Annotated in this window: 22 protein-coding genes and 1 pseudogene; 6 read left to right on the top strand and 17 right to left on the bottom strand. The window is 60.8% G+C overall.

What is annotated here, in order from left to right:
• Positions 1-408: 408 nt before the first annotated feature.
• Positions 409-1,026 carry a CatB-related O-acetyltransferase gene (locus tag F474_RS06340; protein ID WP_097084249.1) on the bottom strand — a complete coding sequence of 206 codons (618 nt, stop codon included), beginning with the start codon at positions 1,024-1,026 and terminating at the stop codon, positions 409-411.
• 837 nt (positions 1,027-1,863) lie between these two features.
• Here F474_RS06340 and F474_RS23225 point away from each other — a divergent pair.
• From F474_RS23225 to F474_RS06330, 3 genes and pseudogenes are all read left to right on the top strand, one after another.
• Positions 1,864-2,934, top strand: a pseudogene (locus F474_RS23225) (methyl-accepting chemotaxis protein); the annotation flags it as partial.
• Positions 2,920-3,792: a methyl-accepting chemotaxis protein gene (locus tag F474_RS23220; RefSeq protein ID WP_371919427.1), complete on the top strand. Its 873-nt coding sequence runs from the start codon at positions 2,920-2,922 to the stop codon at positions 3,790-3,792. The pseudogene F474_RS23225 and the gene F474_RS23220, both read left to right, overlap by 15 nt.
• 474 nt (positions 3,793-4,266) lie before the next feature.
• Positions 4,267-4,653 carry a hypothetical protein gene (locus F474_RS06330; RefSeq protein ID WP_097083404.1) on the top strand — a complete coding sequence of 129 codons (387 nt, stop codon included), beginning with the start codon at positions 4,267-4,269 and terminating at the stop codon, positions 4,651-4,653.
• Between the two features lie 45 nt (positions 4,654-4,698).
• On the opposite strand, the gene comJ is transcribed toward F474_RS06330, so the two are convergent.
• The 8 genes from comJ to F474_RS06290 form a co-directional block, all read right to left on the bottom strand.
• Positions 4,699-5,088 (bottom strand): competence protein ComJ, encoded by a 390-nt coding sequence (comJ, locus tag F474_RS06325; protein WP_256577648.1) that lies wholly within the window; start codon positions 5,086-5,088, stop codon positions 4,699-4,701.
• Between the two features lie 167 nt (positions 5,089-5,255).
• Positions 5,256-5,741 (bottom strand): hypothetical protein, encoded by a 486-nt coding sequence (locus tag F474_RS06320; protein ID WP_097083405.1) that lies wholly within the window; start codon positions 5,739-5,741, stop codon positions 5,256-5,258.
• A gap of 93 nt (positions 5,742-5,834) precedes the next feature.
• Positions 5,835-6,719: a class A beta-lactamase gene (gene bla, locus F474_RS06315; protein WP_165830270.1), complete on the bottom strand. Its 885-nt coding sequence runs from the start codon at positions 6,717-6,719 to the stop codon at positions 5,835-5,837.
• A gap of 148 nt (positions 6,720-6,867) precedes the next feature.
• Positions 6,868-7,872 carry an alpha/beta hydrolase gene (locus F474_RS06310; RefSeq protein WP_097084250.1) on the bottom strand — a complete coding sequence of 335 codons (1,005 nt, stop codon included), beginning with the start codon at positions 7,870-7,872 and terminating at the stop codon, positions 6,868-6,870.
• Between the two features lie 205 nt (positions 7,873-8,077).
• Positions 8,078-8,836, bottom strand: coding sequence for an amino acid ABC transporter ATP-binding protein (locus F474_RS06305; RefSeq protein ID WP_097083407.1), 759 nt, complete (start codon positions 8,834-8,836; stop codon positions 8,078-8,080).
• Complete coding sequence (locus F474_RS06300) at positions 8,833-9,483, bottom strand: amino acid ABC transporter permease (protein WP_097083408.1); 651 nt, start codon at positions 9,481-9,483, stop codon at positions 8,833-8,835. The genes F474_RS06305 and F474_RS06300 overlap by 4 nt, the downstream gene beginning before the upstream one ends.
• 4 nt (positions 9,484-9,487) lie before the next feature.
• Positions 9,488-10,312, bottom strand: coding sequence for a transporter substrate-binding domain-containing protein (locus F474_RS06295; protein ID WP_097083409.1), 825 nt, complete (start codon positions 10,310-10,312; stop codon positions 9,488-9,490).
• Positions 10,313-10,421: 109 nt separating this feature from the next.
• Positions 10,422-11,573, bottom strand: a complete 1,152-nt coding sequence (locus tag F474_RS06290) for a PLP-dependent aspartate aminotransferase family protein (protein ID WP_097083410.1) — start codon at positions 11,571-11,573, stop codon at positions 10,422-10,424.
• Positions 11,574-11,687: 114 nt separating this feature from the next.
• Here F474_RS06290 and F474_RS06285 point away from each other — a divergent pair, with 114 nt between their 5' ends.
• Positions 11,688-12,596 carry a LysR substrate-binding domain-containing protein gene (locus F474_RS06285; protein WP_218191643.1) on the top strand — a complete coding sequence of 303 codons (909 nt, stop codon included), beginning with the start codon at positions 11,688-11,690 and terminating at the stop codon, positions 12,594-12,596.
• Between the two features lie 4 nt (positions 12,597-12,600).
• Here the strand turns inward: F474_RS06285 and F474_RS06280 are convergent, their stop codons facing one another.
• Positions 12,601-14,226, bottom strand: coding sequence for a methyl-accepting chemotaxis protein (locus F474_RS06280; protein WP_097083412.1), 1,626 nt, complete (start codon positions 14,224-14,226; stop codon positions 12,601-12,603).
• A 202-nt stretch (positions 14,227-14,428) separates the two neighbouring features.
• Here F474_RS06280 and F474_RS06275 point away from each other — a divergent pair, with 202 nt between their 5' ends.
• Entirely contained in the window at positions 14,429-14,911 is a 483-nt protein-coding gene (locus tag F474_RS06275; RefSeq protein ID WP_176510709.1) for a GNAT family N-acetyltransferase, read from the top strand.
• Between the two features lie 21 nt (positions 14,912-14,932).
• Here F474_RS06275 and hutH read toward each other — a convergent pair whose 3' ends face one another.
• The 7 genes from hutH to hutC all read right to left on the bottom strand — a co-directional run bounded on the left by hutH (position 14,933) and on the right by hutC (position 21,196).
• On the bottom strand, positions 14,933-16,447 hold the full coding sequence (gene hutH / locus F474_RS06270) for a histidine ammonia-lyase (RefSeq protein WP_097084252.1): 1,515 nt from the start codon (positions 16,445-16,447) through the stop codon (positions 14,933-14,935).
• 5 nt (positions 16,448-16,452) lie between these two features.
• The gene (locus tag F474_RS06265; protein ID WP_097083413.1) at positions 16,453-17,244 is read right to left on the bottom strand and encodes an ABC transporter ATP-binding protein; all 792 of its coding nucleotides are present in this window, start codon (positions 17,242-17,244) and stop codon (positions 16,453-16,455) included.
• Positions 17,245-17,259: 15 nt separating this feature from the next.
• Complete coding sequence (locus F474_RS06260; RefSeq protein WP_097083414.1) at positions 17,260-17,997, bottom strand: ABC transporter permease; 738 nt, start codon at positions 17,995-17,997, stop codon at positions 17,260-17,262.
• Positions 17,998-18,000: 3 nt separating this feature from the next.
• Positions 18,001-18,723, bottom strand: coding sequence for an ABC transporter permease (locus tag F474_RS06255; protein WP_097083415.1), 723 nt, complete (start codon positions 18,721-18,723; stop codon positions 18,001-18,003).
• A gap of 54 nt (positions 18,724-18,777) precedes the next feature.
• Positions 18,778-19,626, bottom strand: a complete 849-nt coding sequence (locus F474_RS06250; RefSeq protein ID WP_097083416.1) for a transporter substrate-binding domain-containing protein — start codon at positions 19,624-19,626, stop codon at positions 18,778-18,780.
• A 251-nt stretch (positions 19,627-19,877) separates the two neighbouring features.
• Positions 19,878-20,459 carry a HutD family protein gene (locus F474_RS06245; protein WP_097083417.1) on the bottom strand — a complete coding sequence of 194 codons (582 nt, stop codon included), beginning with the start codon at positions 20,457-20,459 and terminating at the stop codon, positions 19,878-19,880.
• On the bottom strand, positions 20,456-21,196 hold the full coding sequence (gene hutC / locus F474_RS06240; RefSeq protein WP_097083418.1) for a histidine utilization repressor: 741 nt from the start codon (positions 21,194-21,196) through the stop codon (positions 20,456-20,458). The genes F474_RS06245 and hutC overlap by 4 nt, the downstream gene beginning before the upstream one ends.
• A gap of 93 nt (positions 21,197-21,289) precedes the next feature.
• On the opposite strand from hutC, the gene F474_RS06235 reads away from it, so the two are divergent.
• Positions 21,290-22,648, top strand: a complete 1,359-nt coding sequence (locus F474_RS06235; protein WP_097083419.1) for a formimidoylglutamate deiminase — start codon at positions 21,290-21,292, stop codon at positions 22,646-22,648.
• Positions 22,649-22,669: the final 21 nt, after the last annotated feature.

Raw genomic sequence — 22,669 nt, 5'->3', positions numbered from 1 at the left:
GAACATGACGAGGTCATGGGCTGCACCCCCGCTTGCCATCACCGTGGTGGTGGAAGCCGTCGGTGCTTCCATTACCAATGCGCTCATGACTTTGATGGGGGCTAAGAAGTGAAATTTTCGGACGTTTGCGAGCGATTAATCGGCTATTGCCTGAGTCTGGAGAGCGCCGAGGAAATCAGGGACGATTCACGGGGAGCTTTTGATGAAATAAAAGTTTACTCGCTGCAGGGGAGTATCCAAGGTTGAAGCTCAACTTGAGCAGTTGCTTCAGACGGGGCTTAAGCAGCTGTAGAGGTTCCCTGTTCCAAGAGTCGAACTTGTATCATGACCTTCCCGTAGAGGCGCGATCCGTCGCTTTGCCATAGCAGTAGTGCCTGGCAGGTATTTGGGTTGTCGAGCTGAACCGCATCAGCTGCGGCTCTCCACGTATTGAGCGAAGCGTTCGAAGTCGTCCGAGCACAGAAGTTCTGCGCAAGCGATAATTTCCTCTTCTGGCCACGACCACCATTGGGATTTCAAAAGTATTGCCTGGTGTTCTTCCGGAAAACGCCATCGAATGTGACGTGCTGGATTTCCTCCCACTATAGAGTAGGGGGCTACATCTCTTGTAACAACGGCACCCGCGGCAACTACCGCGCCATCTCCAATGGATACGCCAGACAAAATCATAACGTCAGAGCAGATCCAGCAGTCGTTGCCGATAATAACGTCACCGTGGGTGCCGCTGTAATCCTTGATATGCCCCAAGTGTTTGAGCTGCATGGGGAAAGGATACGAGCTTATCCAGTCAGTCCGGTGATGGCCCCCCAGCAGAACTTTGACACCACCCGCGATAGACGTGTAAGCGCCGACTTTCAGCGTGGCCCCCTGATCCCAGTCGTGAACCTCCAAGCCTCCATAGGTTCCATCGCCAAAGGTGTAGGAGGGATAGAGCTCGCGCAGTTTTTCTGCGCCACGTTGGATCTTTGGCAGCTCGCGAATGCGATTTCTTGCCCGGCGACCCAGGAACTTTCTTATAAATTTCACCCGCGATACCTCTTGCCAGCACAACCGCTTAATTATGTAGTGTTGGTACTCTATTTTCAATAATTGCAGGGGTGTTATCTTTTGGTACATCAGAGGGCATATCTGTAACTGGATGTATTCCCGGGCTTCGGGCAGGCAACCAATTGGCCAAGCATCTCTTAGGGCGGGGCAATGCGACGCCAAGGCCGTTCTAGAGCCTTCACTGTCAGATCTTAGCCCGGTTATGGCTTAGCCCAGGCGTGAGGCCGGCAGGTCGTGCGGGCGCTCCGTCATGATGATTTTGCCCCTGCCTGCTTCAAGCTCCGAGCTCGATTTTGCCCCATGCCTCAGCTGCTGCCGAACGGCTGCACTGGGTGTGGCTCGGTGATCGTTAGGCCAGGCGTTGGTGCCCCCCGATGGATAGGCCCCTGTTACATCTTCGACGAGGGCGAACCGCGCTTCAGGCTACCCCTGCGTTGGGCATGATCAGGTCGACGGTCGGCAGCTCGGTTGTGTTGTGGCCAACGAGCGCGCGTTAGCTGCCGTGCTGAAAGCCGCGGTTGCTCTCATTCACGGAGGCACCTCTGAGGTGACGAAGGCCACTCACAACATGGCCAAACAGAACCTGGCGGTCGCCGGCTGTAGAAGGATGACACAGTAGGGGACGCGGCCAGAGCAGGGAATTCCCCTAGGCCAGCACGTAACCAGATTTATACAAAGGATCCAATAAAATCGCCTAGCTGTTTTTTATTGATAGAAAAACCTGATCGGTATCATCGTTAATAGTACTGAAGCGGTTCATTAACTTATTTCCCCCTGGGCCGATAACGAAACGATGAAAACAGAGGGTTTGAAGCAATGAGATTCACAGGTTTGGATAATTTGAAGGTCAGCAAGAAGCTGTGTATAGGCTTTGGGGCGATTCTCCTCGGTGTGCTCACCGTCACTGCGATTGGGTTCTCCAGCGTTGATCTGCTGATCGAGCGCTTGGGAAAGGCAGGCAAGGTCGCGGAGGTTAAAGCGGATGTACTGGGTGTGAAGGTTGCCACGTTGAGCTATACGGCAAAACCCAGCGCCGACACCGCTCGGGGTTACGAGCTGGCGTTGGCCTCGCTGAACAACACGATTGCAAGCGGTTTGCAGATGCTCACCGTGCCGGCAAACGTCAAAATGCTCAGCGGTATGCGTGATCAGGCAACCGGTCTCAAGCAGACTTTCGACCAATTGGTTGACAACAACCAGAAGGTGGATGCGCAGCTCAAGCCGCTGATCAAAGTGTCCGATGAGGTGAGCGCAACCTTCGAAAGTCTGCTCGAAAAAACCCTCGATGACACTAGGCGTTCGCCCGATCAAACCGGAATCGACCAAGTGAAAATCGCAGGTGACCTGCGCAACGGCATGACCAACTTCCGCCTGGTTTTCCGTCGTTACCTGAGCACTCCAACTGCCGAAGGCCGCCAGGCGACGTTTGACAGCGCCGATGCTTTGATCGCGCAAGTCACCGCTGCCCGTGGCGCCCTGCCAAGCCAGGCAGGGCCCGCTGTGGAAACTGCCCTTGCGGCGCTGCGCCAGTATCGGGAGTTGATGGCAAATATCTCCCAACTGCTGCAACTCAACGATCAACTGCGCGACAGCCTGCAGCACAAAGCTGCCGATGCAGTCAAAAGTGCAGAAGAGATCATGGCGATGCAGGTCGTTTCCGCTAATAACGAAAAACGCAGTGCGATCATCCAGTTGCTTAGCGTGGCAGCCGTCGTTCTACTCATTGGCATTTTTGCCGCGGTGTTGATCACCCGGCAAATCACACGCCCGCTCAGTGCCAGTGTGCTGGCGGCGCGGCGCATCGCTGAGGGCGACTTGACCCATGACATCGGTACCCCCCGGCAGGACGAGCTTGGCCTGCTGCTAAATACGATGCAGCACATGACTGTCTCGTTGCGGGGCGTGATCGGCGGCATCAGTAGTGGCGTCACGCAAATAGCGACGGCCGCCGAAGAACTCTCAGCCATGAGCGAACAGACCCGCGCGGGCGTCACTCAGCAGAAAGTTGAGGTCGATCAGGTTGCCACTGCCATGAATGAAATGGCCTCCACAGTGCACGAGGTGGCGCGCAACACCGAAGACGCTTCACAAGCCGCCAAACAAGCCAGTGAGCGCGCAGCGCACGGCAGCAGTGTTGTGCAGTCTGCCACCCGTGAAATTGGCCAGTTGGCCGGTGAGGTGGAGCAGCTGGGCGTTGCCATGCAGCGCCTTACCCACGACAGTGACAAGATCGGCAGCGTCGTCGACGTGATCAAGGCGGTCGCCGAGCAAACCAACCTGCTTGCCCTCAACGCCGCCATCGAGGCTGCGCGGGCGGGCGAGCAGGGCCGCGGCTTTGCGGTAGTTGCTGATGAAGTGCGTTCACTGGCCCAGCGCACCCAGAACTCCACCATGGAAATCGAGGACCTCATCAAGACGTTGCAACAAGGCACTGGTGCCGCGTCGAGCATGATGGACGCCAGCCGGCAGCGCACAGAAGGCACGGTGAAGCTGGCCAATCAAGCGGAGCAGGCACTGCTGGAGATTACCCGGGCCATCAGTACCATCGAGCAAATGAGTCAGCAGATTTCCACCGCAGCTGAGCAACAGAGTGCGGTTACGGAGGAGATCAACCGCAGCGTGATAAATGTGCGCGACGTGGCTGATCAATCCGCCGCAGCGACCGAGCAGGGCGCAGCTTCGACGGTGGAGTTGGCCCAACTGGGCAGCACGCTGCAGAGCATGGTTGCGCGGTTCAAGGTTTAACCCAGCCAACCGGTTCGCGCCACAGCCCCACGGGGCGCGAACCGAATTGCACGTGCCTATTTAGACCAGGGCTGCAAGATCTGTGAGGCGTAAATCGACATCGGTAAGCCAGGCTTCGACGCAGGTGATACCGATGTAGGCGCCTGTTGATTGATCTTCTTCAGAAGCTGATTCAGCATGCTCAAGGCGGCGGCGCAATTGTTTACCCGGGTGCTGGAAAAGATGCCTAGTTAACATGGCCATTATCTGAGGCAACTACAGGACGGGGTCATCAGAAGGCTTGTTCGGTGCGTAGGGCCTAACTACATCACCGTTGAATACGATACAAAAGTTTCCTGCGCATACGAAAGAAAAAACGAAAAAAGCTTTTCCATCACTGGCGCCACAGTGTTTGATAATAAGTCGGGCTGGCCTGTTGCATTAAGTTTCTACTTTTGCGCTGGGCTCGTCGCAGGTGTGGATGGAGAGTTGAATATGAGCACCTTGGATATTTTCGTTTTTGGCTCGAACGAGCAGGGCATTCACGGTAAGGGTGCTGCGCTGTGCGCCGTGAAGAAATGGGGCGCCACCAAGGGTGTTGGCGTTGGTATACAAGGCCGGGCCTACGCGATCCCTACCAAGAGCACGCCACGCCGTACGCTACCGCTCGAGCAGGTCAGTGCCTATGTAGCAGACTTCATCGAGTACGCCAGGTCGCATTCCAACAACCGATTTCTATTGTCGAAGATCGGTTGCGGCCTGGCGGGGTTCAGCGAGCAAGAGATCTCACCGCTTCTGCGTGATGCGCCGCCCAATGTCTTTTTGATCGATGAGCATGGGGAACCTGTCTTTCTTGCTCGTGACTGGGCGTCGAACCTGTGAACAACCGCGCTGGGCAGCAGGCTGTTATGCGGTGGGGCTGGTACGTCAGGCTACGCCCTTGACCAAGGCAGCCCCTTCGGTTCCACCCCACGGGTCGCTGATGATATAGCGAGGTTCCAGCGGTGCATCACTGGGTACGAATGTAAACTTGTAAAAAACTTCGCTCCCCTCGCACACTTCAAAATACAACGCGTATTGCACTTCTTTCAAACCGATATCGACGCTCTGGGCCTCCGTGGCGGAGGCCACTTCCACACGCGCCCGGTCGCTAACCGAAAAAGGAACAACCATACAACGTTGAGCCGTGCTGTCCAATACGAAGCTGTCGCGCACCGCCAATTGCACCTGTGCGCCAAACGTATCATCAGGCAAGGGATCGAAAATCACGTAGTCAGCATGAACAATGGCGCCTTGCTGGATATTGATGGCCCCCACTGGCTGTCTTGTTCACTGTACTCTCGCCCCCGCACCAGGATCTGACTGTGTGATATCAACAAGTCAACCTGCTGCTCGTTACTGCTCATCCGTACACCTCCAATCTGATTTTTGTACTCTTCGATCCGTGAATACCCTAGCGGCTCGGGTAGAGCATTTCGAGTGCCTCAGCTCAGCGTGCCCAACTCTCTTCTCGCGGCCTTGCCGAACTCTTCATCGCCCTGAATCGCTCGCAGCGCCGCTTGCGCAACCAGCAGATGCTTATGCTGGGCGATCAATGAAAAGGCAGCCGCTTTGATCAAAATATATTCATCGCTCAATACAGTCTGGGCTGAGGCATCGATTTCAGCGTTACTCACTTCAAGGTGGGATACTGCATTGAAGGCGTACACCCTGATCTCGTCATCCTCATCTTGCTCCAGCGCAAGGGAGAGTATCTTCTGCTGTATCAGGTGACCGTCATAGTTCCCCTTGTATAACCCGATCACTTTGATCGCCTCGATCCTCAAGAGGTCGTCTTGCTCGGGATCGCACGCAAGCCAGGCCAAAAACGTCGCAAAATCGAGTTCCAGAAATTCATCGACATGGGCCAGGAACTCAATTTTTCGGCTGTCATCCAATGCCCTGAAGTTATCGAGATCTTCACGGCTCATCACAGTGCTCCTCCCAATTGGGGGCCGGCCGACCATCACCGAGCAGAGCAATATAGCCGCGCGCCGCAGCCGCGGCAGTGTCGATCATCAACGTCATTGTTTTTGCACCCATGAAGCGGCCAGGCGCGCGATGGCCGCCAGCGCCCGTTCACCGCTTTGGGTATCCGGCGTGTCGGTGGAAAAGGCTGAAATGATGATCGGCTTTCTTGCCCCGGGCCACGCCGCTGCAATGTCGACCGTCGAATAGAAACCTTCGTTGAAGGTGCCGGTTTTATCACCCACTTGCCAAGCGGCAGGCAGCCCTGCGCGCAGGCGTTTGGCTCCGGTCTGGTTGGCCAGAATCCAGTCTTTGAATCGAGCCTGCGACGCGGGTGTCAACAAAGGGCCGGAGAGAAACCTACTGAAGCTTCCCGCCATCGCCTTGGCGGTCGTGGTATTAGCCGCGTCTGCGAACCGTGAGAGATTCAGTTTGGGTTCGTTATCGGAGAGCTGGAAATCGCTGTCCCCCTGCCATCGCATCCACTCAGTGAGCGCCTGGGGACCTCCGGTTTCACGGAGCAACAGGTTTGCAGCAGTGTTATCGCTCAGCAATACAGCCGCCGCACACAGTGCATCAATGGTCATTCCGCCATTTTTGACATTAGCCCTTGTCGTGGGTGCATAGGGCAGAAGGTCAGGCTCGCCATATCTAACAACCTGATCAAGCGCCAGCCGCCCTTGATCCGAGAGCCACAGAACGAACGCAGCGAGCGGCGCTTTGAAGCTTGAGCAAAAAGGAAAGCGGCTGTCTTCGCGCCACCCAAAGTGTGCGTTCGATCCAGTGTCGAGAACGTATACGCCCAATTTGCCGCCGCTTTCGCGCTCGACCTTGGCGAAATCGTCGTCCCATCCGCTGGCCCAACCTGGGCGAACCAATGCAGCGGCAGTGGTCGCTATTAAAAAGTGCCGGCGGGAGAGGCCGCCTGATAAGTGATGCATCCGATCATTCTCTGGAAAAGGGCAAATGCTTCGGTAGCCGAAAGACAAACCATGGCAGGAGAATGGGTTTCCGACCCATGAAATGCAACCGCCGAGGCCAGCGGGCAGGGCATGCCAAGTGCCCGCGATCGGCCGCACAGCCTGGCGCCTAAGGTCGCCAGCACAGGTCGACGAATTCGCGGATCGCCTGCTCGAGCTCCTCATCCTCGGCCGTTGCACCCATGAAGCCGCCGTGGGGCATGCCTTCCCCCAGATAGAACTCCACCGGTACTTTCGCTCGGCGCAGGCCGCGATGCAGCCGCGCTGCATTGGACAGGAAGAGATCGCGCGTACCGCTTTGCAAAAAGGTAGGGGGCAGGCCGTCAAACTGGCCGAACAACGGGGAGAGGTAGGGGTGAGCAAGATCCGCCCCGCCGGCGTATAGCCGATTGACCGGCATCAAGGGCAGGGGGAGCATCACATCCACATGGCGATTGGTCTGAAAGCTGTCTCCGGATTCGGTCAGGTCGGCTTCAGGCGAGAGCAGCACCAGCCCGGCCGGCATCGGTAAGCCTTCATCGCGTGCGCGTAGCAACATGGCCAACGCCAGGTTGCCCCCCGCCGAACGCCCGATCAGAACAATGTCGCCGGGTGAATGCAGGGCCAGCACATGTCGATAGGCCCTCAGGCAATCATCCAGCCCGGCGGGGTAGGGGTGTTCAGGTGGCAGGCGGTAGTCCACGCCATAGCAACAGGCGCCGAATCGGTCTGCCTGTTGTTGCGCGCTAACGCGGCAGGCCTCGCCGCCGCCGAAGACGAGGGCCCCGCCGTGCAGGTCGATACAGGCGCGCCGGGTTCCTGCTTGGCCATCAGGCGTGGCGAGGTGAAGTGTGGCATCACCGACACTCAAGGTCTCGACCTGGGCGTAAAGCTGCTTGGCCAAGCCTAGCACTGCAGTGGCGTATTGGTTGTTGACCCGATTCTTTAGCGCCTGCCAGGCGCCTCTATCGTTGGCCGGTGGCCACTGCTGCAGGGCGTTCGCTGGCGTACCTTCTGAAGTAACCCAGCGTTGCAGCGCGGCCCTTGCGGCTTCGCTGATGGAGGTGGGAAACGGGACCAGGCGCGCTGGCAACTGCACGCCTATGGGCGGGCTGAGGGTATTGGCATCTGTCATCAGGGCCTCCGGGGTGCGCAAGTACAAGATAAGCATGATGCCGCTGTCGGACCATCGGCGCACCCTAGCGTGTTTTTTTGCCAGGCGGCTTTTGCCGATGCGCCCAATCGGGCACAGCAGTTTCGATCTGTCCGCCTGGCCGTCGGCGAAGGCTGCGGGGGCGAACGCTACCCATTGCTATGGGCGGCCGGGCAGGCCGTTAGCCTCAGTAACGGCGCAGAAACTGCTGGATCCGCTCGCCGCTGGCTTGGCCAAAAAACTCAGCCTTGGGGCAGTCTTTGACCACCACCCCATGCTCCATGAACACCACGCGGTCGGCCGCTTCGCGGGCAAATCGCAGCTCATGGGTCACCACCAGCATCGTCATGCCCGTGCTGGCCAGCTGGCGCATCACGCTCAGCACCTCGTCGCGCAGTTCCGGGTCCAGTGCGGAGGTAGGTTCGTCGAAGAAAATCACTTCAGGTTCCATCGCCAAGCCGCGGGCGATCGCCACCCGCTGTTTCTGGCCGCCTGAAAGTTTTGCAGGGTAGGCTCCCGCTTTTTCTTCAAGCCCCACCCGGGCGAGCAGCTGCCGGCCTTTTTCCAGGGCGATAGCCTTCGGCACCTTCTTGACGCTAACCAAGCCCTCGATCACGTTCTCCAACGCCGTCATGTGCGGGAACAGGTTGAACGCCTGGAACACCATGGCGGTTTTTTGCCGGAGTAACGCAACCTGCTGGCGCGACGCTCGATCGAGCTGGCGGCCCGGGGCAATCTCGACCCGGTGCCCGCACACTTGGAGCACGCCGCTGTCAGGTTGCTCCAGCAGGTTGAGCGAGCGCAGCAATGTGGTTTTGCCCGAGCCTGACGGGCCGAGAATCACCACCACCTCGCCAGCGTTGACGCTGAGGTCGATGTGCTTGAGCACCGCAAGCTCACCGAATGATTTGCTCAGCCCCTGCACCTGCACTTGTGCCGTATTCATCGCATATGCCTCGTCCAGCGGCCCTCGAGCCAGGTTTGCAGGATAGTCAGCACCTGATTGATGACCCAGTAGAGGGCACCGATCATCAGGAACATTTCCATGTAGCGGAAGGTGGCGGCGCCGACCTGCTCGGCCACACGGGTCATTTCCATGACCGTGATGGTTGAAGCCAGCGAGGTGTCTTTGATCAGGGCGATCAACCGGCTGCCCATGGGCGGCAGTGCGATGCGCAGCGCCTGGGGCAGGATGATCCTGCGCAGGCATGTCCAGTAGCCCATGCTCATCGACTGCGCCGCTTCCCATTGGCCGGGGTCTACCGAGTTGATCCCGGCGCGAAAGATTTCACTCAGGTAAGCCGCCGAGAACAACGTCAGCGCCAGCAGCGCCGAGGGGATGGGCGTCAGCACGATGCCGTAGTGTGGAAGCCCGAAGTAGATCAGCAGAATCTGCACCAGCAACGGTGTGCCACGGAAGATCGACACATAAGCAAAGGCGATGGCCTTCAGGGCGCGCACCTTGGCGTTGCGCAGCAAGGCAATCCCCATACCCAGAACGCTGCCCAGGATAAATGCGCTCAAGCCCAGCCCCAGCGTGATCACAATCGCCTGCTGAAGCATTGGCAAGGCGCGCAAGAACAACTCCCACATGCTTTTACTCCCCGGCTGCTTCGGCTTTGGCCGCAGCGATGCCTTTGGTCATTGGGTAGTTGGGCCCGATCCATTGCTTGGCCAGCGCATCCACTGTGCCGTCCATGATCATCCCGTCGACCGCCTGGCTGACGGCGTCTCGAAGTGCATCTTGCCCTTTGGCCATGGCGGGTGCAGACAGCTGATAGGTCAAAGGCTCGCCCACCGCCTTGATCGGGAGGTTTTGCACCTTCTTGTATTTTTCCCCGCCGAACAATGACGACAGCACCGCATCGACCCGCCCAATGCCCAGGTCGTTGAACACCAGGCCGCCGTTTTCATAGCTGCGGATATCAGATGTGGTCATGTGCTTTCGAGCCCAGGATTCATTGCTGGTACCGGCGGTCACACCGATGGACCGCCCTGGCATGTCTTTGATGCTGCTAATGGCGTTGTTGTCTTCGCGCACGAAGATGAAGAACTCTTCCACGCCATAGGCGCTGGCGAAGTCCACTTGCTTCTCGCGTTCCGCGGTGGGGGTGAGGTCGTTCATCACCAGATCGTACTTTTCGGCCTTCAGGCCTTCGACGAAGTTCTTAAAGTTGTCGGCGATGAACTCGACCTTGGCCACCCCGATGCGTCTGGCCACCTCCTTGGCCACTGCGACGTCGTAGCCGGCGGGCTGGTTGTCCTCGCCCAGGTAGCTCCAGGGCGGGCTGGATTGGGTATTGGCGATGCGGATCACTCCGCGCTCGCGCAACGCCTGCAAGCTGTCCTGGGCCATGGCTGAAGCGGCCAGGCCGAAAGCGGTGAAAAACGCCAGTGCTGTACGGATGCCGTTGGCTTTCATTGTTATCCATCCTCTAGTCGATGTGCGGCTCGCGTCGCGAGCCTGCGTGATGAACGGCAGAACTGAAGCGCAAGGTGGCGCCGTCTGTGTGCGGCGCTTCCTGAAAGTTTTACAAGGTGCGGCCGAAGGCCTGAAGGGCGTTGGAAAGGTCCTGGATAAGCAGGCTTTCGTTCTCCAGGCCGATGGACAGCCGTACGACGGGCTGATCAGTGGGCGAATACAGCCGCGCGGTCTGTTGTTCGGCCGGGTAGTAGGCAATCAGGCTGTGGGTGCCGCCCCAGCTGGCGCCGATGGGGAAGTGCTGCAGCGTATTGAAGAAGGCGCTGAAGCTGGCCTCATGCGGTGGCGTTTGCAGAACGATCGAAAGCAGGCACCCGCTGCCCTGGAACTGCTCACGCCAGAGGCGGTGGCCGGGGTCGCTCTCCAGGGCCGGAAACATCACCTGGGCGACCTGCGGCTGTTGCTCTAGCCAGCGGGCCACGTTCAGCGCCTTGCGGCTCTGCTCGCGCAGGCGCAGCTCGTAGGTTTGCAGGCCACGCTCGACCAGGAAGCAGTCTTCAGGGCTGGTGGCCTGGCCAAAAATGCTTTGGGTTTCACGCAGCACGCTGTAGTGCTCGAAATCATTGAGGCTGACGCAGCCCATCAGCAAGTCGGAATGGCCGCCGAAGTACTTGGTGGCCGCCTGTACCACGAAATCCACGCCGTGATCGAGCGCTTTGAAGAACAGTGGGCTGGCCCAGGTGTTGTCCATCATTGTCAGCACTCTGCGGCGCCTGGCGATGGCGGTGATAGCGTCGATGTCTTGCATTTCCATGGTCACCGTACCGGGTGCTTCCATGCAGATCATTTTGGTGTTGGGGCGAATCAATGCGTCGATGCCGGCGTCGATGGTGGGCGGGTAGAACTCCACGTCCACCCCCATGTTCGCCAGCCACTGGCGGCCGAAGGTTTTCAGCGAGCCATAGCAGGATTCGGAGATCAGCAGGTGGTCACCGCCGCGTACGAACGCCAGTACCGTAGTAATCAGTGCGCTGGCCCCAGACGGCATCACCACGCAATGTCGGGCACCTTCAAGGGCGGCAATGTGGCCCTCGAGGCCGCGCGCAGTGGGTGTGCCGGTCAGGCCATAGCTGTACCCATCGGGTTGCCGGCTCTTGCGGCCCACGAAGTCTTCGAAACTGTCGAACACCACCGTGGAACCGCGCCACACCGACGTAGATAAGCTCGCATAGGGGTTGCCGGCAGGGTCTGTGATTTTCATGAAGGGGCCTTGGTCCTGTGCATATCGATGGCCTCATTGTTGTGTGGCCACAGAACCCTGGCTAGCTTTAGGATTATTAACTCGATAAGTAGAGGTTATAGGTCTGCGATGGGCATGCGTGATATCGAAGTGTTTCGGGTGGTCATGAACGCGGGCAGCACCAGTAAGGCTGCCAACGTGCTGGGTATCTCCCAGCCGGCGGTAAGCCAGGCAATCCGAAAACTTGAAACCAGCGCTGGTTTGGCGTTGTTCCTGCGCGTTCGCGGGCGCTTGGTGCCGACCCAGGAGGCCCATGCCCTGATGGTCGATGTAGACAAGCATTTCGTGGGCATGGACGCCATTGAACATCGCATCAAGAGCCTGAAGCAGTTCGGTACGGGGAGCTTGGCGATCGCCGCCCATCCAGCAATTGGTAACGCGTTCATGCCACGGGCACTGGCCGCCTTCGACCTGGCGCAGCGCGATGTCCGAATCTCATTGCGGGTGTTGAGCTCGCGCGAAGTGCATCAAGAGGTATCAGCCGGGCACTGCGATTTCGGCCTGATGGCCGATGAGATGCCGGTAATGGGGCTTGAGCACTCGCCCTTTCTCGACATGCCTGGGGTGATCGCCATGCCGGCCTTGCACCCGCTGGCCCAGCACAAGGTGATTACTGCGCAGGCGCTGAGTGAGTTCGATTTTCTAGCGCTCAACCCCGAAGACAGCAGCCGAAGGCGCCTTGAAATGGCCCTGGAGGCGCGGGGTGTCAGGCTCAACACCCGGGTGGAAACCGCTTACGCCCACACCCTTTGCGAGATGGCGTTGCGCGGCATCGGCGTGGGCTTCGTCAACCCGCTTGCCGTGGTCGACTTCATCGACCGCGGCCTGGTGGTTCGGCCTTTCGAGCTGCCGGTAAACTTCACCAGCCTGATGCTGTTCCGCCCTGGGCGGCCACTTGCAGACAACGCGCGCAAGTTGATGGCCACCATGCGCATTCAGCTCGCCAAAGACCTCAAAGCCGTACAGCGCCACCTGGCACGCTGAGCCGTCAGGTCTTGAAGCGGGTCACCATCTGGTTGAGGTTTACCGCCAGCTGCGACAGCTCGTTGCTGGCCACCAGCGTTTGTTGAGTACCTTCGCTGCTCTGCAGGGCCAGGTTGCGAATGCTCACCAGCGCACGATCCACTTCCCGGGCAACATGCGCCTGCTCTTCCGAAGCAGTAGCGATCTGGTGGTTGCGGTCATCGATCAGTTGCACCGAGTCAGCGATCGCCTGAAGCGACGCCCCGGCCTCATCGGCCGTGCGCTGGGTGTTGTGCACCTCAGCGGTGCTGCTCTTCATCGAGTCCACCACCTGCGACGTGCCCGCCTGGATGTTGGATATCATTTTGTCGATCTCTTGGGTAGAAATCTGCGTGCGATGGGCCAGTGCACGTACTTCGTCGGCCACCACCGCAAAGCCGCGGCCCTGCTCGCCGGCGCGAGCCGCTTCGATCGCAGCGTTCAGGGCCAGCAGGTTGGTCTGTTCTGCAATGGTGCGGATAACCCCCAGCACCTTGCTGATGTCCTGGACCTGGTCGGCCAACCCCTGAACCTGTTCGGAGGTCACTTCCACCCGGTCGGTAAGGCTGCGCATCGCGTGCAGGGTTTCGCCGACCTTCTGATTGCCAGTGGTCGCGGCGCGGGTCGAGTCCTTGGCGGCTTCGGAGGTAGAAGTGGCGTTGCGCGCCACTTCGTCGACAGCCGCGCTCATCTGGTTGACGGCCGTGGCCGCCTGCTCGATCTCGCTGTTCTGCTGCTGCAAGGTGCGGTTGGCGCTTTCGGTGATAGTCGTCATCTCCACAGCAGCGGAACTGAGCTGCGCGGAGGCGTCGGAGATCTGCCCGATGGTGCTGCGCAAGTTGCCTTGCATGGTATTGAGGGCGCGCATCAGGCGGGCCGACTCATCGTTGCCCTTGACCTGCAGGCTCAAGCGCAAGTCGCCGGCCGCGATTTCCTCGGCCATTTTCAACGATGCGCCGATCGGCTGAACGATGCTGCGGGTCAGCAGGGTGGCCAGCAACAATGTCAGCGCCAGCGCGATGAAAACCACCCCGTCAACGATCGTGATGCTGTGGGCATACACTTCAGTTGCAGTAATGCCTGCGGCGGCGGCGCCGTCTGTATTGTGCTGGCGCAGTGCGGTCAGCTTGACCTGGTAGTTGGCAGCTCGATCACGCTGTTCGGTGTTGGCAAAGGTCACGGCCTGCTCATGTTGAGTGGCATTGAGCTCGACGATTTTTTGCAGCCCCTGCAGATAGCTGTCCATCAAGGTGGCCGCAGCCTCGAATTGGGCGCCCTCTTGAGGGTCTGAAATCAGATTTTTGCGGTAGAAATCGGTACGTTCGTTGAGTGCCTGCTTGGCTGTGTCCAGTTGCTTCAAAGCGACTGCCTGCTCTTCAGGGTTTGAGGTCGCCAACAGCCGAATGCTTTCCAAGCGGGCGCTGAGCAGCGCGATCTGGATGTCATCGGCGGTCTGCACGCTCACCAGCCAATTTTTTTCGATGTCTTGTTCAGTGGTGCGAAGCTTGCCCAGCTGGACATAGGCGAAGCCGCCCAGGGCGATCACCAGCATCGTGATCAAGCCGAAACACAAGGCAGCGCGTGGCGCGATATTGAGTGAACGCAGGTTCATGGTGAAGCTCCGACGATTACATCTGGGCGCTCGTTGAGCGTTTTGGATGTTATCGGCAGGTTCGAAATTCTCTGGAAGAGCGGCTGCGGCTTTACAGAAGTGGCCGACCAATGGCGAATGCTTTTTTTGACCACGGCGCTGAAGCCGTTCAGGCTGCTCACGTCATTGACTGAAAACATCCGCCATCGCTGGAGTGCTCGTTGTGCCAACGTCCCTTGACCAAACGCCTGTCGTCGTTTTGCGCCCGGCCTCTGATCTGGACCTGGAGGCGCTGGTCGCTATCAGAATCCAGGCCATGCGCGAGAGCCTGGAGCGGGTGGGGCGGTTTGATCCTGATCGGGCCCGCGAACGGTTCGTCAGCGGCTTTGACGCCCGATGTACACGCCGGATAGAGGTATCAGGCGAGTGGGTGGGTTTCGTGGTAGTGAAGGACGTGCAAACACACTTGTTGCTCGATCACCTGTACGTGATACCCAGCGCTCAGGGCGCGGGGATAGGCACCGCCGTGCTCATGACGATTTTCAAGGAGGCGGATCGGGCCGCACGCATGCTCAGGGTTGGCGCTCTCAAAGAAAGCGCCTCGAACCGGTTCTACCTTCGCCATGGGTTCGTCTTGGTCGAAAGTGGCGAGTTTGATAATTACTATGCCCGCGGCAGCCTCAGTGCTGCCGGCTCGGAAAGATAACCAAGCGGTAGCCGAAGCAAGCTACGCCCGCCCGCGTAGCACCTCCACCGCCATGGAGATGTCCGGTGCCAGCCAGCGGTCCTGTTCATAAGGCGGCACCACCGCCCGCAAGCGCTGCCACGCCTGCGCTGTGCCGTCGCCAAACCGGCGTGCCTTCAGAAATTCGAATGCTTGCGCCGCCAGCAGGTACTCGATGGCCAGAATGCGGGTGGTGTTTTCGATCACCTGCATCAGTTTGAGCGCAGCGCCCGTGCCCATGCTCAGGTGGTCTTCCTGCAGGGCAGAAGTAACGAAGTTGTCGACCACCGCTGGCTGTGCGAGCTGGCGATTCTGCCCAGCATGGGAAGCGGCCACGTACTGCGCGATCATCATCCCGGAGTTCACCCCAGGGTGCGCCACCAGAAAAGGCGGCAAGCCGCTAACGAGGGGGTTGACCAGGCGGTCCAGCCGGCGCTCGGCAATGCCACCGAGCTCTACCATGGCGATGGCCAGCAGATCGGCGGCCATGGCCACCGATTCGCCGTGGGGGTTGGCCTGGGACACCACCCGGTAGCCCTCCGGCGTACTCAGCACCAGCGGGTTGTCGGTTGCGCTCCCCAGCTCCAGATCGACCTGTCGCCAGGCATGCTCGAGCTGGTCGCGGCAAGCGCCGTGCACTTGGGGAATGGAGCGGATGCTGAGGGCATCCTGAGTGCGTATGCCTTTGAAGCCGGCCACCACTTCGCTGTTGGCCAGCAGCGCGCGCAGGTTGTCGCCCACCTTCTGCATGCCCGGGTGCGGCTTGAGCGCCAGCACCTGCGCGTCGAAGGCGTCGATCTGGCCGCCGAGTGCCTCGAAGCTCATCGCGCCAATGCAATCGGCCCATTCCACGAGGTTGCAGGCGTCGGCCAGGGCCAGGCAGGTCAGCCCGGTCATGCATGGGGTGCCGTTGACCAGGCTGAGCCCGTCCTTGGCGCCCAGCACGAGGGGCGGTAGCTGCGCGGTCTGCAGCGCATCACTGGCGCTGAGGATGCGCCCGCCCCAGCGCACTTCGCCCAGCCCCAGCAGCGCAACGCCCACGTGTGCCATGTGGGTGAGGTAGCCAACCGAGCCGTCGCGTGGCACCAGGGGGGTGATGCCCAGGTTGAGCAACGCCAGCAATGCGCGAACCACCCCGGGGCTGATGCCCGAGAAACCGTGGGCGTAGTTGTTGATCGCCACGCAAATGATCGCTCGGGTCTGCTCATCGCTGAGCGGTTCGCCGACGCCGCAGGCGTGGCTGAGCAGGGTATTGCGCGACAGCGAAGCCAGTTGCGGGCCTTCAAGCAGCACGTCGCACAAGGCGCCCAGGCCCGTGCTGATGCCGTAGGCGCGTTCGCCCCGAGCCACCAGGCCATCGACGATCGCCCGTGCGTTCTCGATACGCTGCCAGGTCTGCTCGCTCAGTTCGAGCGTTGCGCCGTCGCGAGCCACCAGGACAACCTCGCGCCAGTTCAGGGACACATCGCCCCGCACGACAGTGGCGGCCGACAGCAGGGGTGGGGAGGCTTGGGTCATGGGCATCACTCACCGCTCCGCAGTTGGTGGCTGGAGACGAATTGGCGAAATCGTTCAGTGGGCAGGCCCTCGAAGAGTTCGTCCGGCGTGCCTTGGGCGTCGATCTGCCCTTGGTGCATGAACACCACTCGGTTGGAGACGTGCCGGGCGAAGCCCATTTCGTGAGTCACTACCAGCATGGTCATCCCTTCATCGGCCAGCGAGCGCATCACCTTGAGCACCTCGCCGACCAGCTCAGGGTCGAGCGCCGAGGTGGGCTCATCGAACAACAGCGCGCCGGGCTCCATGGCCAGCGCGCGCGCGATCGCAACGCGCTGCTGCTGGCCGCCCGACAGATGTGCAGGGTAATAGTCGCGCCGCTCATACAGCCCCACTCGCTGCAACAGGCGCTCAGCCTGCTCACGGCTTTCGGCCGGCGAACGCTTGAGCACTCGCAGGGGCCCCTCCATGACGTTTTGCAGCACGCTGCGGTGCGACCACAGGTTGAAGCTTTGAAACACCATGCCCAAGCGAGTGCGCAGCCATTCCACCTGCCGCTGGTCGCTGGCTTTGAGCGTACCGTCACGGCCACGTTGCAGGCCGATGGCCTGGCCTTCCAGGCGGATGCTGCCCTGATCGGGCATCTCCAGCAGGTTGGTGCAGCGCAAAAAGGTGCTCTTGCCCGAACCACTGGCGCCGAGGATTGAAATAACGTCGCCCGAATGCGCTTCGAGCGAGAGGCCCTTGAGCACCTCCAGGCTGCCGAAGGCCTTGCGGATGTCGTTGACGGCGAGCGTCGCGGCGGCTTGCTGACTCATAAAGGCTCCAAGGCATCACAGATCGGCGGAAGGTTGGGCAGTGGTGCTGCTGGCCTGCGCAGCCGGCGGCACGCGAAGGGGCGGCGCCAGCTTGCGTTCGAGCCAGGCCACGGCGCGCACCAGCAGGAAATTGAGCACCAGGTAGATGGCCGCAGCGCAGGCGAACACCTCCATGGTCCGGTAGGTGCGCTGGATGATCTGCTGGGCAACCCCGGTGACATCCCAGACGGTTACCAGGCTGGCCAGGGCGGTGGACTTGACCAGCAGGATCGCCTCGGTGGAGTAGGCCGGCAGGGCCTGGCGCAGCGTGACCGGGGCGATCACGCTGCGCAGCACCTGCCAGCGTGTCATGCCCACCGCCAGCGCAGCCTCGACCTGGCCGCGGGGCACTGCGAGCAGGCCGCCACGGATGATCTCGGCGGTATAGGCGGCGGTGCACAGCGCCAACGACAACACTGCGCAACCGAATGGCGAGCGCAATAGCGGCCAGGCAAAGCTTTCGCGCACCGCTGGCAGCTGGCCCAGCCCGTAGTAGATCAAAAACATCTGCACCAACAGCGGCGTGCCACGAAACAGGGCGATATAGCCCCGCGCCGGCAGGCTTAGCCATGGCCGCTGGCTGACCCTGAGCGTGACGACCAGCAGCGCCAGCAGAATGCCAAACAGCAGTGACAGGCCGAACAAGGCAAGCGTGGTGGGCAGCGCCGCCAGCAGCCGCATCATGACGTCGGCAAGAAAGGCAAGATCGGGCATGGGTCAGGCTCCGTGCTGCAGGGGCAACCGGGTGCGTTGCACGCGGGCTTCGGCGATCTGGAACAGGCGGCTCGAAATACCCGTCAGCAGCAGGTAGCCCAGCCCGGCAACGATGTAGAAGGTGAAGTATTGGCGGGTCGAGCCAGCGGCCACCTGGCTGGCGCGCATCAGCTCCACCAGGCCGATGACCGATACCAGCGCCGAGTCTTTCAGGCTCATCTGCCAGACGTTGCCCAGGCCCGGCAGTGCGAAGCGCCACACCAGCGGGATCACCACGCGCCGCAGCAGCAGTGACCGCCTCATGCCGATGGCCTGGCCGGCTTCAATCTCGCCTGGGGCGATCGCCAGGTAAGCGCCGCGGTACACCTCGGCCTGGTAGGAGCCGGAGATCAGGCCCACGGTGAGCGCGCCCACCCAGAACGGTGGCAGGTCAATGTAGCCGCCGGCCCCGAACCAATAGCCGATCGCAGTGAACAGGGTGGCGCCGCCGAAGAAGAACAGGTAGATGATCAACAGCTCGGGCACCCCCCGAAACAGGATCGAATAGCTTTCACCCAACAGCCGCAACCAGCGGCGGGACGATAGCTTGGCGCTGGCGACGAGGCCGCCGAACAGCGCGCCGATCAGCAGCGCGGTGAGCGTGACGAGCAAGGTGGTACCCATGGCGACAACCAGAGACAGGCCCCAGCCATGCTCACCGAAACTCAGTAGGGTCAAAACATTCATCAGGCGATCCACAGGCGGTAAAGGGCGAGGCGGCCGTAGCCGCCCCGGCTCGGTTCAGGGGGTGAGGTCGACCTTGAACCATTTTTCGCTGAGCTTCTTGACCGTACCGTCGGCGATGGCTGCCTTGAGCGCCTCGTCGAACTTGGCCTTGAGCTCCGGATCACGCTGGCGGAAGGCCAGGGCCTCGCCTTCCCCCCAGATGGGCCCGGCCAGCTCAGGGCCGGTGAAGGCTACTTGCTGGTTGCCTGGTTGGGTCATGATGGAGTTCAGGAACGTCACATCATCGAACACCGCATCGATGCGCCCGGCCGTCAGGTCCAGTACCGCTTCGGCAGACGTCGTGTATTCCCGGACGGTAGCGACCTTGCCGAAATAGGTGTCGATGAAGCCTGTGTAGACGGTGCCGGAGGCAATACCGATGGTTTTGCCTGCCAGCGCTTTTTGCAGATCGGCGACGCCAGCGGCGATGTCACTGGCTTGGGTGCTCAGGGTTCTGACGCCTTTGGGCCCGGTTTCGCCCGGCAGCAGGTCGGCTTTCAAGGCAGCGAAGCTGGCCGGGGTGCGTGCGTAGGGAACGGAAAACGCCACGGCTTGCTTGCGTTCGTCAGTGATGACGATGGCGTCCATCAGCACGTCCACCTTGCCAGCGTTGAGGCTGGCAATCATGCCGTCCCAGTTCTGTACGGCATAGGTGCACTTGAGCTGCATCCTCTGGCAGAGAATGTCCATCAGCTCCGGCTCGAAGCCGCCCAGCTTGCCGCCTGGCAAGGTGAGGTTCCAGGGTTCATAGGCGCCTTCGGTGGCGATCTTCACACTGGTCCATTCCTTGGCCTGCACTATGCCACCCGACAACAGCAGGGCAAGGCCGGCTGCCAATGCACTCAAACGTCGCGTCTGTCCCATCGTTGCTCCTCGGTGCGTTTAGAAATGCCAGTGCTCTTGGTTACACACACATGTATGTACAAGCTTAAGCAAATATAAGGCCACTTCGGTTTAACACGGGATTACGTGGCCTGAAGCAGAACAAGACGCTGTTTTTAAAGATTTTTGCCTCACGCCGAGGCGCCGTCACGCACATGTGCACCGGGCTGGTGCGGTGTGGGGCGGGTGGGGCCCCAGCATCTGGCTACATTGGTAACGTTTGGTAACCGCTTTCAGGTTGCCCTGATTGGCTGAAGCGAGATGAGGCAAACCTGGGCGTTCCCCTCCAGGCAAAAACTGACCGGGCCATTGCTGCCCTGGATGAGCACTGCGTCCAAAGTGCCTACAGCCATGTTCTGCCGATCACCCTCCAGGCTCAGCGCCCCATCGGCGCAGAACAGCATCGTGGCCTGTGAGTCCTTCAGCTGTAACTGGCCTTTAACCTGCAACCAGTCCAGGCTTGCCCGATAACGGTCGGCGCGGTAGATCAGGTTGAAATCGCGGATCGGCCCGCCGATCAACTGGCAGTGCACCTGCGCATCGCCGGAGAAGGTGAACGCCTCCCAGCGATGCAACGCAGGGCTCAAAACGCCGCCCACGTCCAATCGCATACCGGGGCCTTGGATCACGCTGATGATGCGTGTCATGCCAGCGAAAGGAGAGAACGCCCCCGATTGCGCAACGTCGGCCAGCGATACCCGCCAGCCCCAGTCGTCGGCGGCGGTATCCCGCGCGATTTCGAGTGTGGTGCCCAGGCCATTACGCCAGGGCATGCGCCGGTGCAGCGAAGCCGGTAACCGCGTAAAGGTGCTCATGAGCCGAAATGGCCTTCTAGCCGGTAGCGGCTACCGGGGTATAGTAAGCGGGCGCTGGTCACCGCGCGGCGGCCCGACCAGGTACGGCGGCGAATCATCAGGCAGGGTTCCTGAGCGGGGATGTCGAGCAACTGCTGTTCCTCGCGCGTGGGCAGCACCGCCTCGACCACATGCTCGCCTTCGGTCAAGGGGGCGAGCCGGTTCAGGTAGAGGTAGGGGGTTTCGAGCGTGAAATCCTGCTCGAGGTAATGGGGCGCGACGGCGGGGTTGACGTAGCGGTCCTCGATCTGCACGGGCACGTCATTTTCGAAATGTACGATCAGCGAGTGAAACACCGGTTGCCCTTCGCGCACGCCCAACGCGACCGATTGTTCCCCATTGGCTGTTTCATTTTTCAGCCAGATGACTTCGAGGCGGTGCTCATGGCCACGCGAGGCGATCTCGTCGGCAATGTTATGCACCTCGAACAGGGCGGCCTGCCCTTTGGGCTCAGCGACGAAGGTGCCCACGCCCTGCATTCGTACCAGCAAGCCATCGCTGGTGAGCTCACGCAGCGCGCGGTGCACGGTCATGCGGCTGAAGCCCAGCTGAGCCACCAGCTCGGCTTCGGACGGTATCTTCTGATGGGGTGGCCAGGCGCCAGAGTGGATCTGGCTGAGGATGAGCTGCTTCACCTGCTCGTAGAACGGCGCTGGCGCGCCATTGGGCGGTGGAGAGCTGATTGGCGATGATGGCATGGAAAGCCTCTCGGAAGACTGAATTCAGTTTACGGCACCCAGCTACGTCTGTATATGTATATACATATCAACGGGACCTGCATGGTTGGGATTATGCCGATTTTCTTCGCTGCACGGGCGCTACTGCCCCAAGGGTGGGCCGAAAATGTTCGATTCGAGCTCGATGAGCGCGGATATCTGAGCAGCGTACAGCCCGGCGGCACGCCGGCTGGGGCCGAACGTCTGCAAGGGCCTGTGCTGCCCGGGATGCCCAACCTGCACTCCCATGCGTTCCAGCGTGTGATGGCCGGCCTCGCCGAGGTGGCTGGCCCAACCCAGGACAGTTTCTGGACGTGGCGCGACCTGATGTACCGCATGGTCGGCAGGCTGGAGCCGGAGCAGCTTCAGGCAGTTGCCCGGCAGCTCTACATCGAGATGCTCAAGGCCGGCTATACCTCCGTGGCCGAATTCCACTACGTGCACAACGATCGTGATGGCCGGCCCTATGCGGCCCCGGCCGAGTTGGGCGGCCGCATCGCCGAGGCCGCCCGCAGCGCCGGCATCGGCCTGACGCTGCTTCCTGTGCTCTACAGCTACAGCGGCTTCGGCGCCGCCCTACCCAACGAGGGCCAACGCCGCTTCATCAACAGCACCGACAGCTACCTGTCGCTGCTGCCAGAGCTGGCGGCCACGCTCGACCCCAGCCAGCGCCTTGGCTTGTGCTTTCACTCCCTTCGGGCCGTCAGTGCCGAGCAGCTCACCACGGTGCTGGGTGCTACCGATACGCAGTGGCCGGTGCATATCCACATCGCAGAGCAGCAGAAGGAGGTCGATGACTGCCTGGCCTGGAGTGGCCGGCGGCCGATCGAGTGGCTTTACGAGCACGTGCCGGTGGATCAGCGCTGGTGCCTGGTGCATGCCACCCATGCCCAGCCCCATGAGGTAGCGTTGATGGCGCGCAGCCAGGCGGTGGCGGGCCTTTGCCTGACCACCGAGGCTAACCTGGGCGATGGGTTGTTTCCGGCAACGGATTTCCTGGCCGCCGGCGGGCGCTTCGGCATCGGGTCGGACAGCCACGTCAGCGTCAGCCCGGCCGAAGAGCTGCGCTGGCTGGAGTACGGCCAGCGGCTGCGTGACCAGCAGCGCAACCGCTTGGTAACTGCGCACCAGCGCAATGTAGGCCAGCACCTCTACGAGCAGGCCCTGCGCGGCGGTGCCGCGGCACTGGGCCAGGCGGTGGGTGCATTGAGTGTCGGTCAACGCGCCGACTGGCTGGTACTCGACGGTGCCGACCCCTATCTGCACACCGCGCCGGCCGAGTCAGTGCTCAATCGCTGGCTGTTCGCCGGGGGCGACCACCAAGTGCGTGATGTGATGGTTGGGGGCCGCTGGGTAGTGCGGGACGGCCACCACCGCGATGAAGCCGCCAGTGCGGCGGACTTCAGCCGTGTCCTGAAAACCCTGCTGGCCTGATGCGGCTGCCCTGGCACATGC

It is taken from the genome of Pseudomonas sp. URIL14HWK12:I12 (assembly GCF_003097135.1).
Classification (GTDB): Bacteria; Pseudomonadota; Gammaproteobacteria; order Pseudomonadales; family Pseudomonadaceae; genus Aquipseudomonas.
The sequence above is the reverse complement of the archived record's forward strand: the minus strand, read 5'-3'. Positions and strand labels throughout refer to the sequence as shown.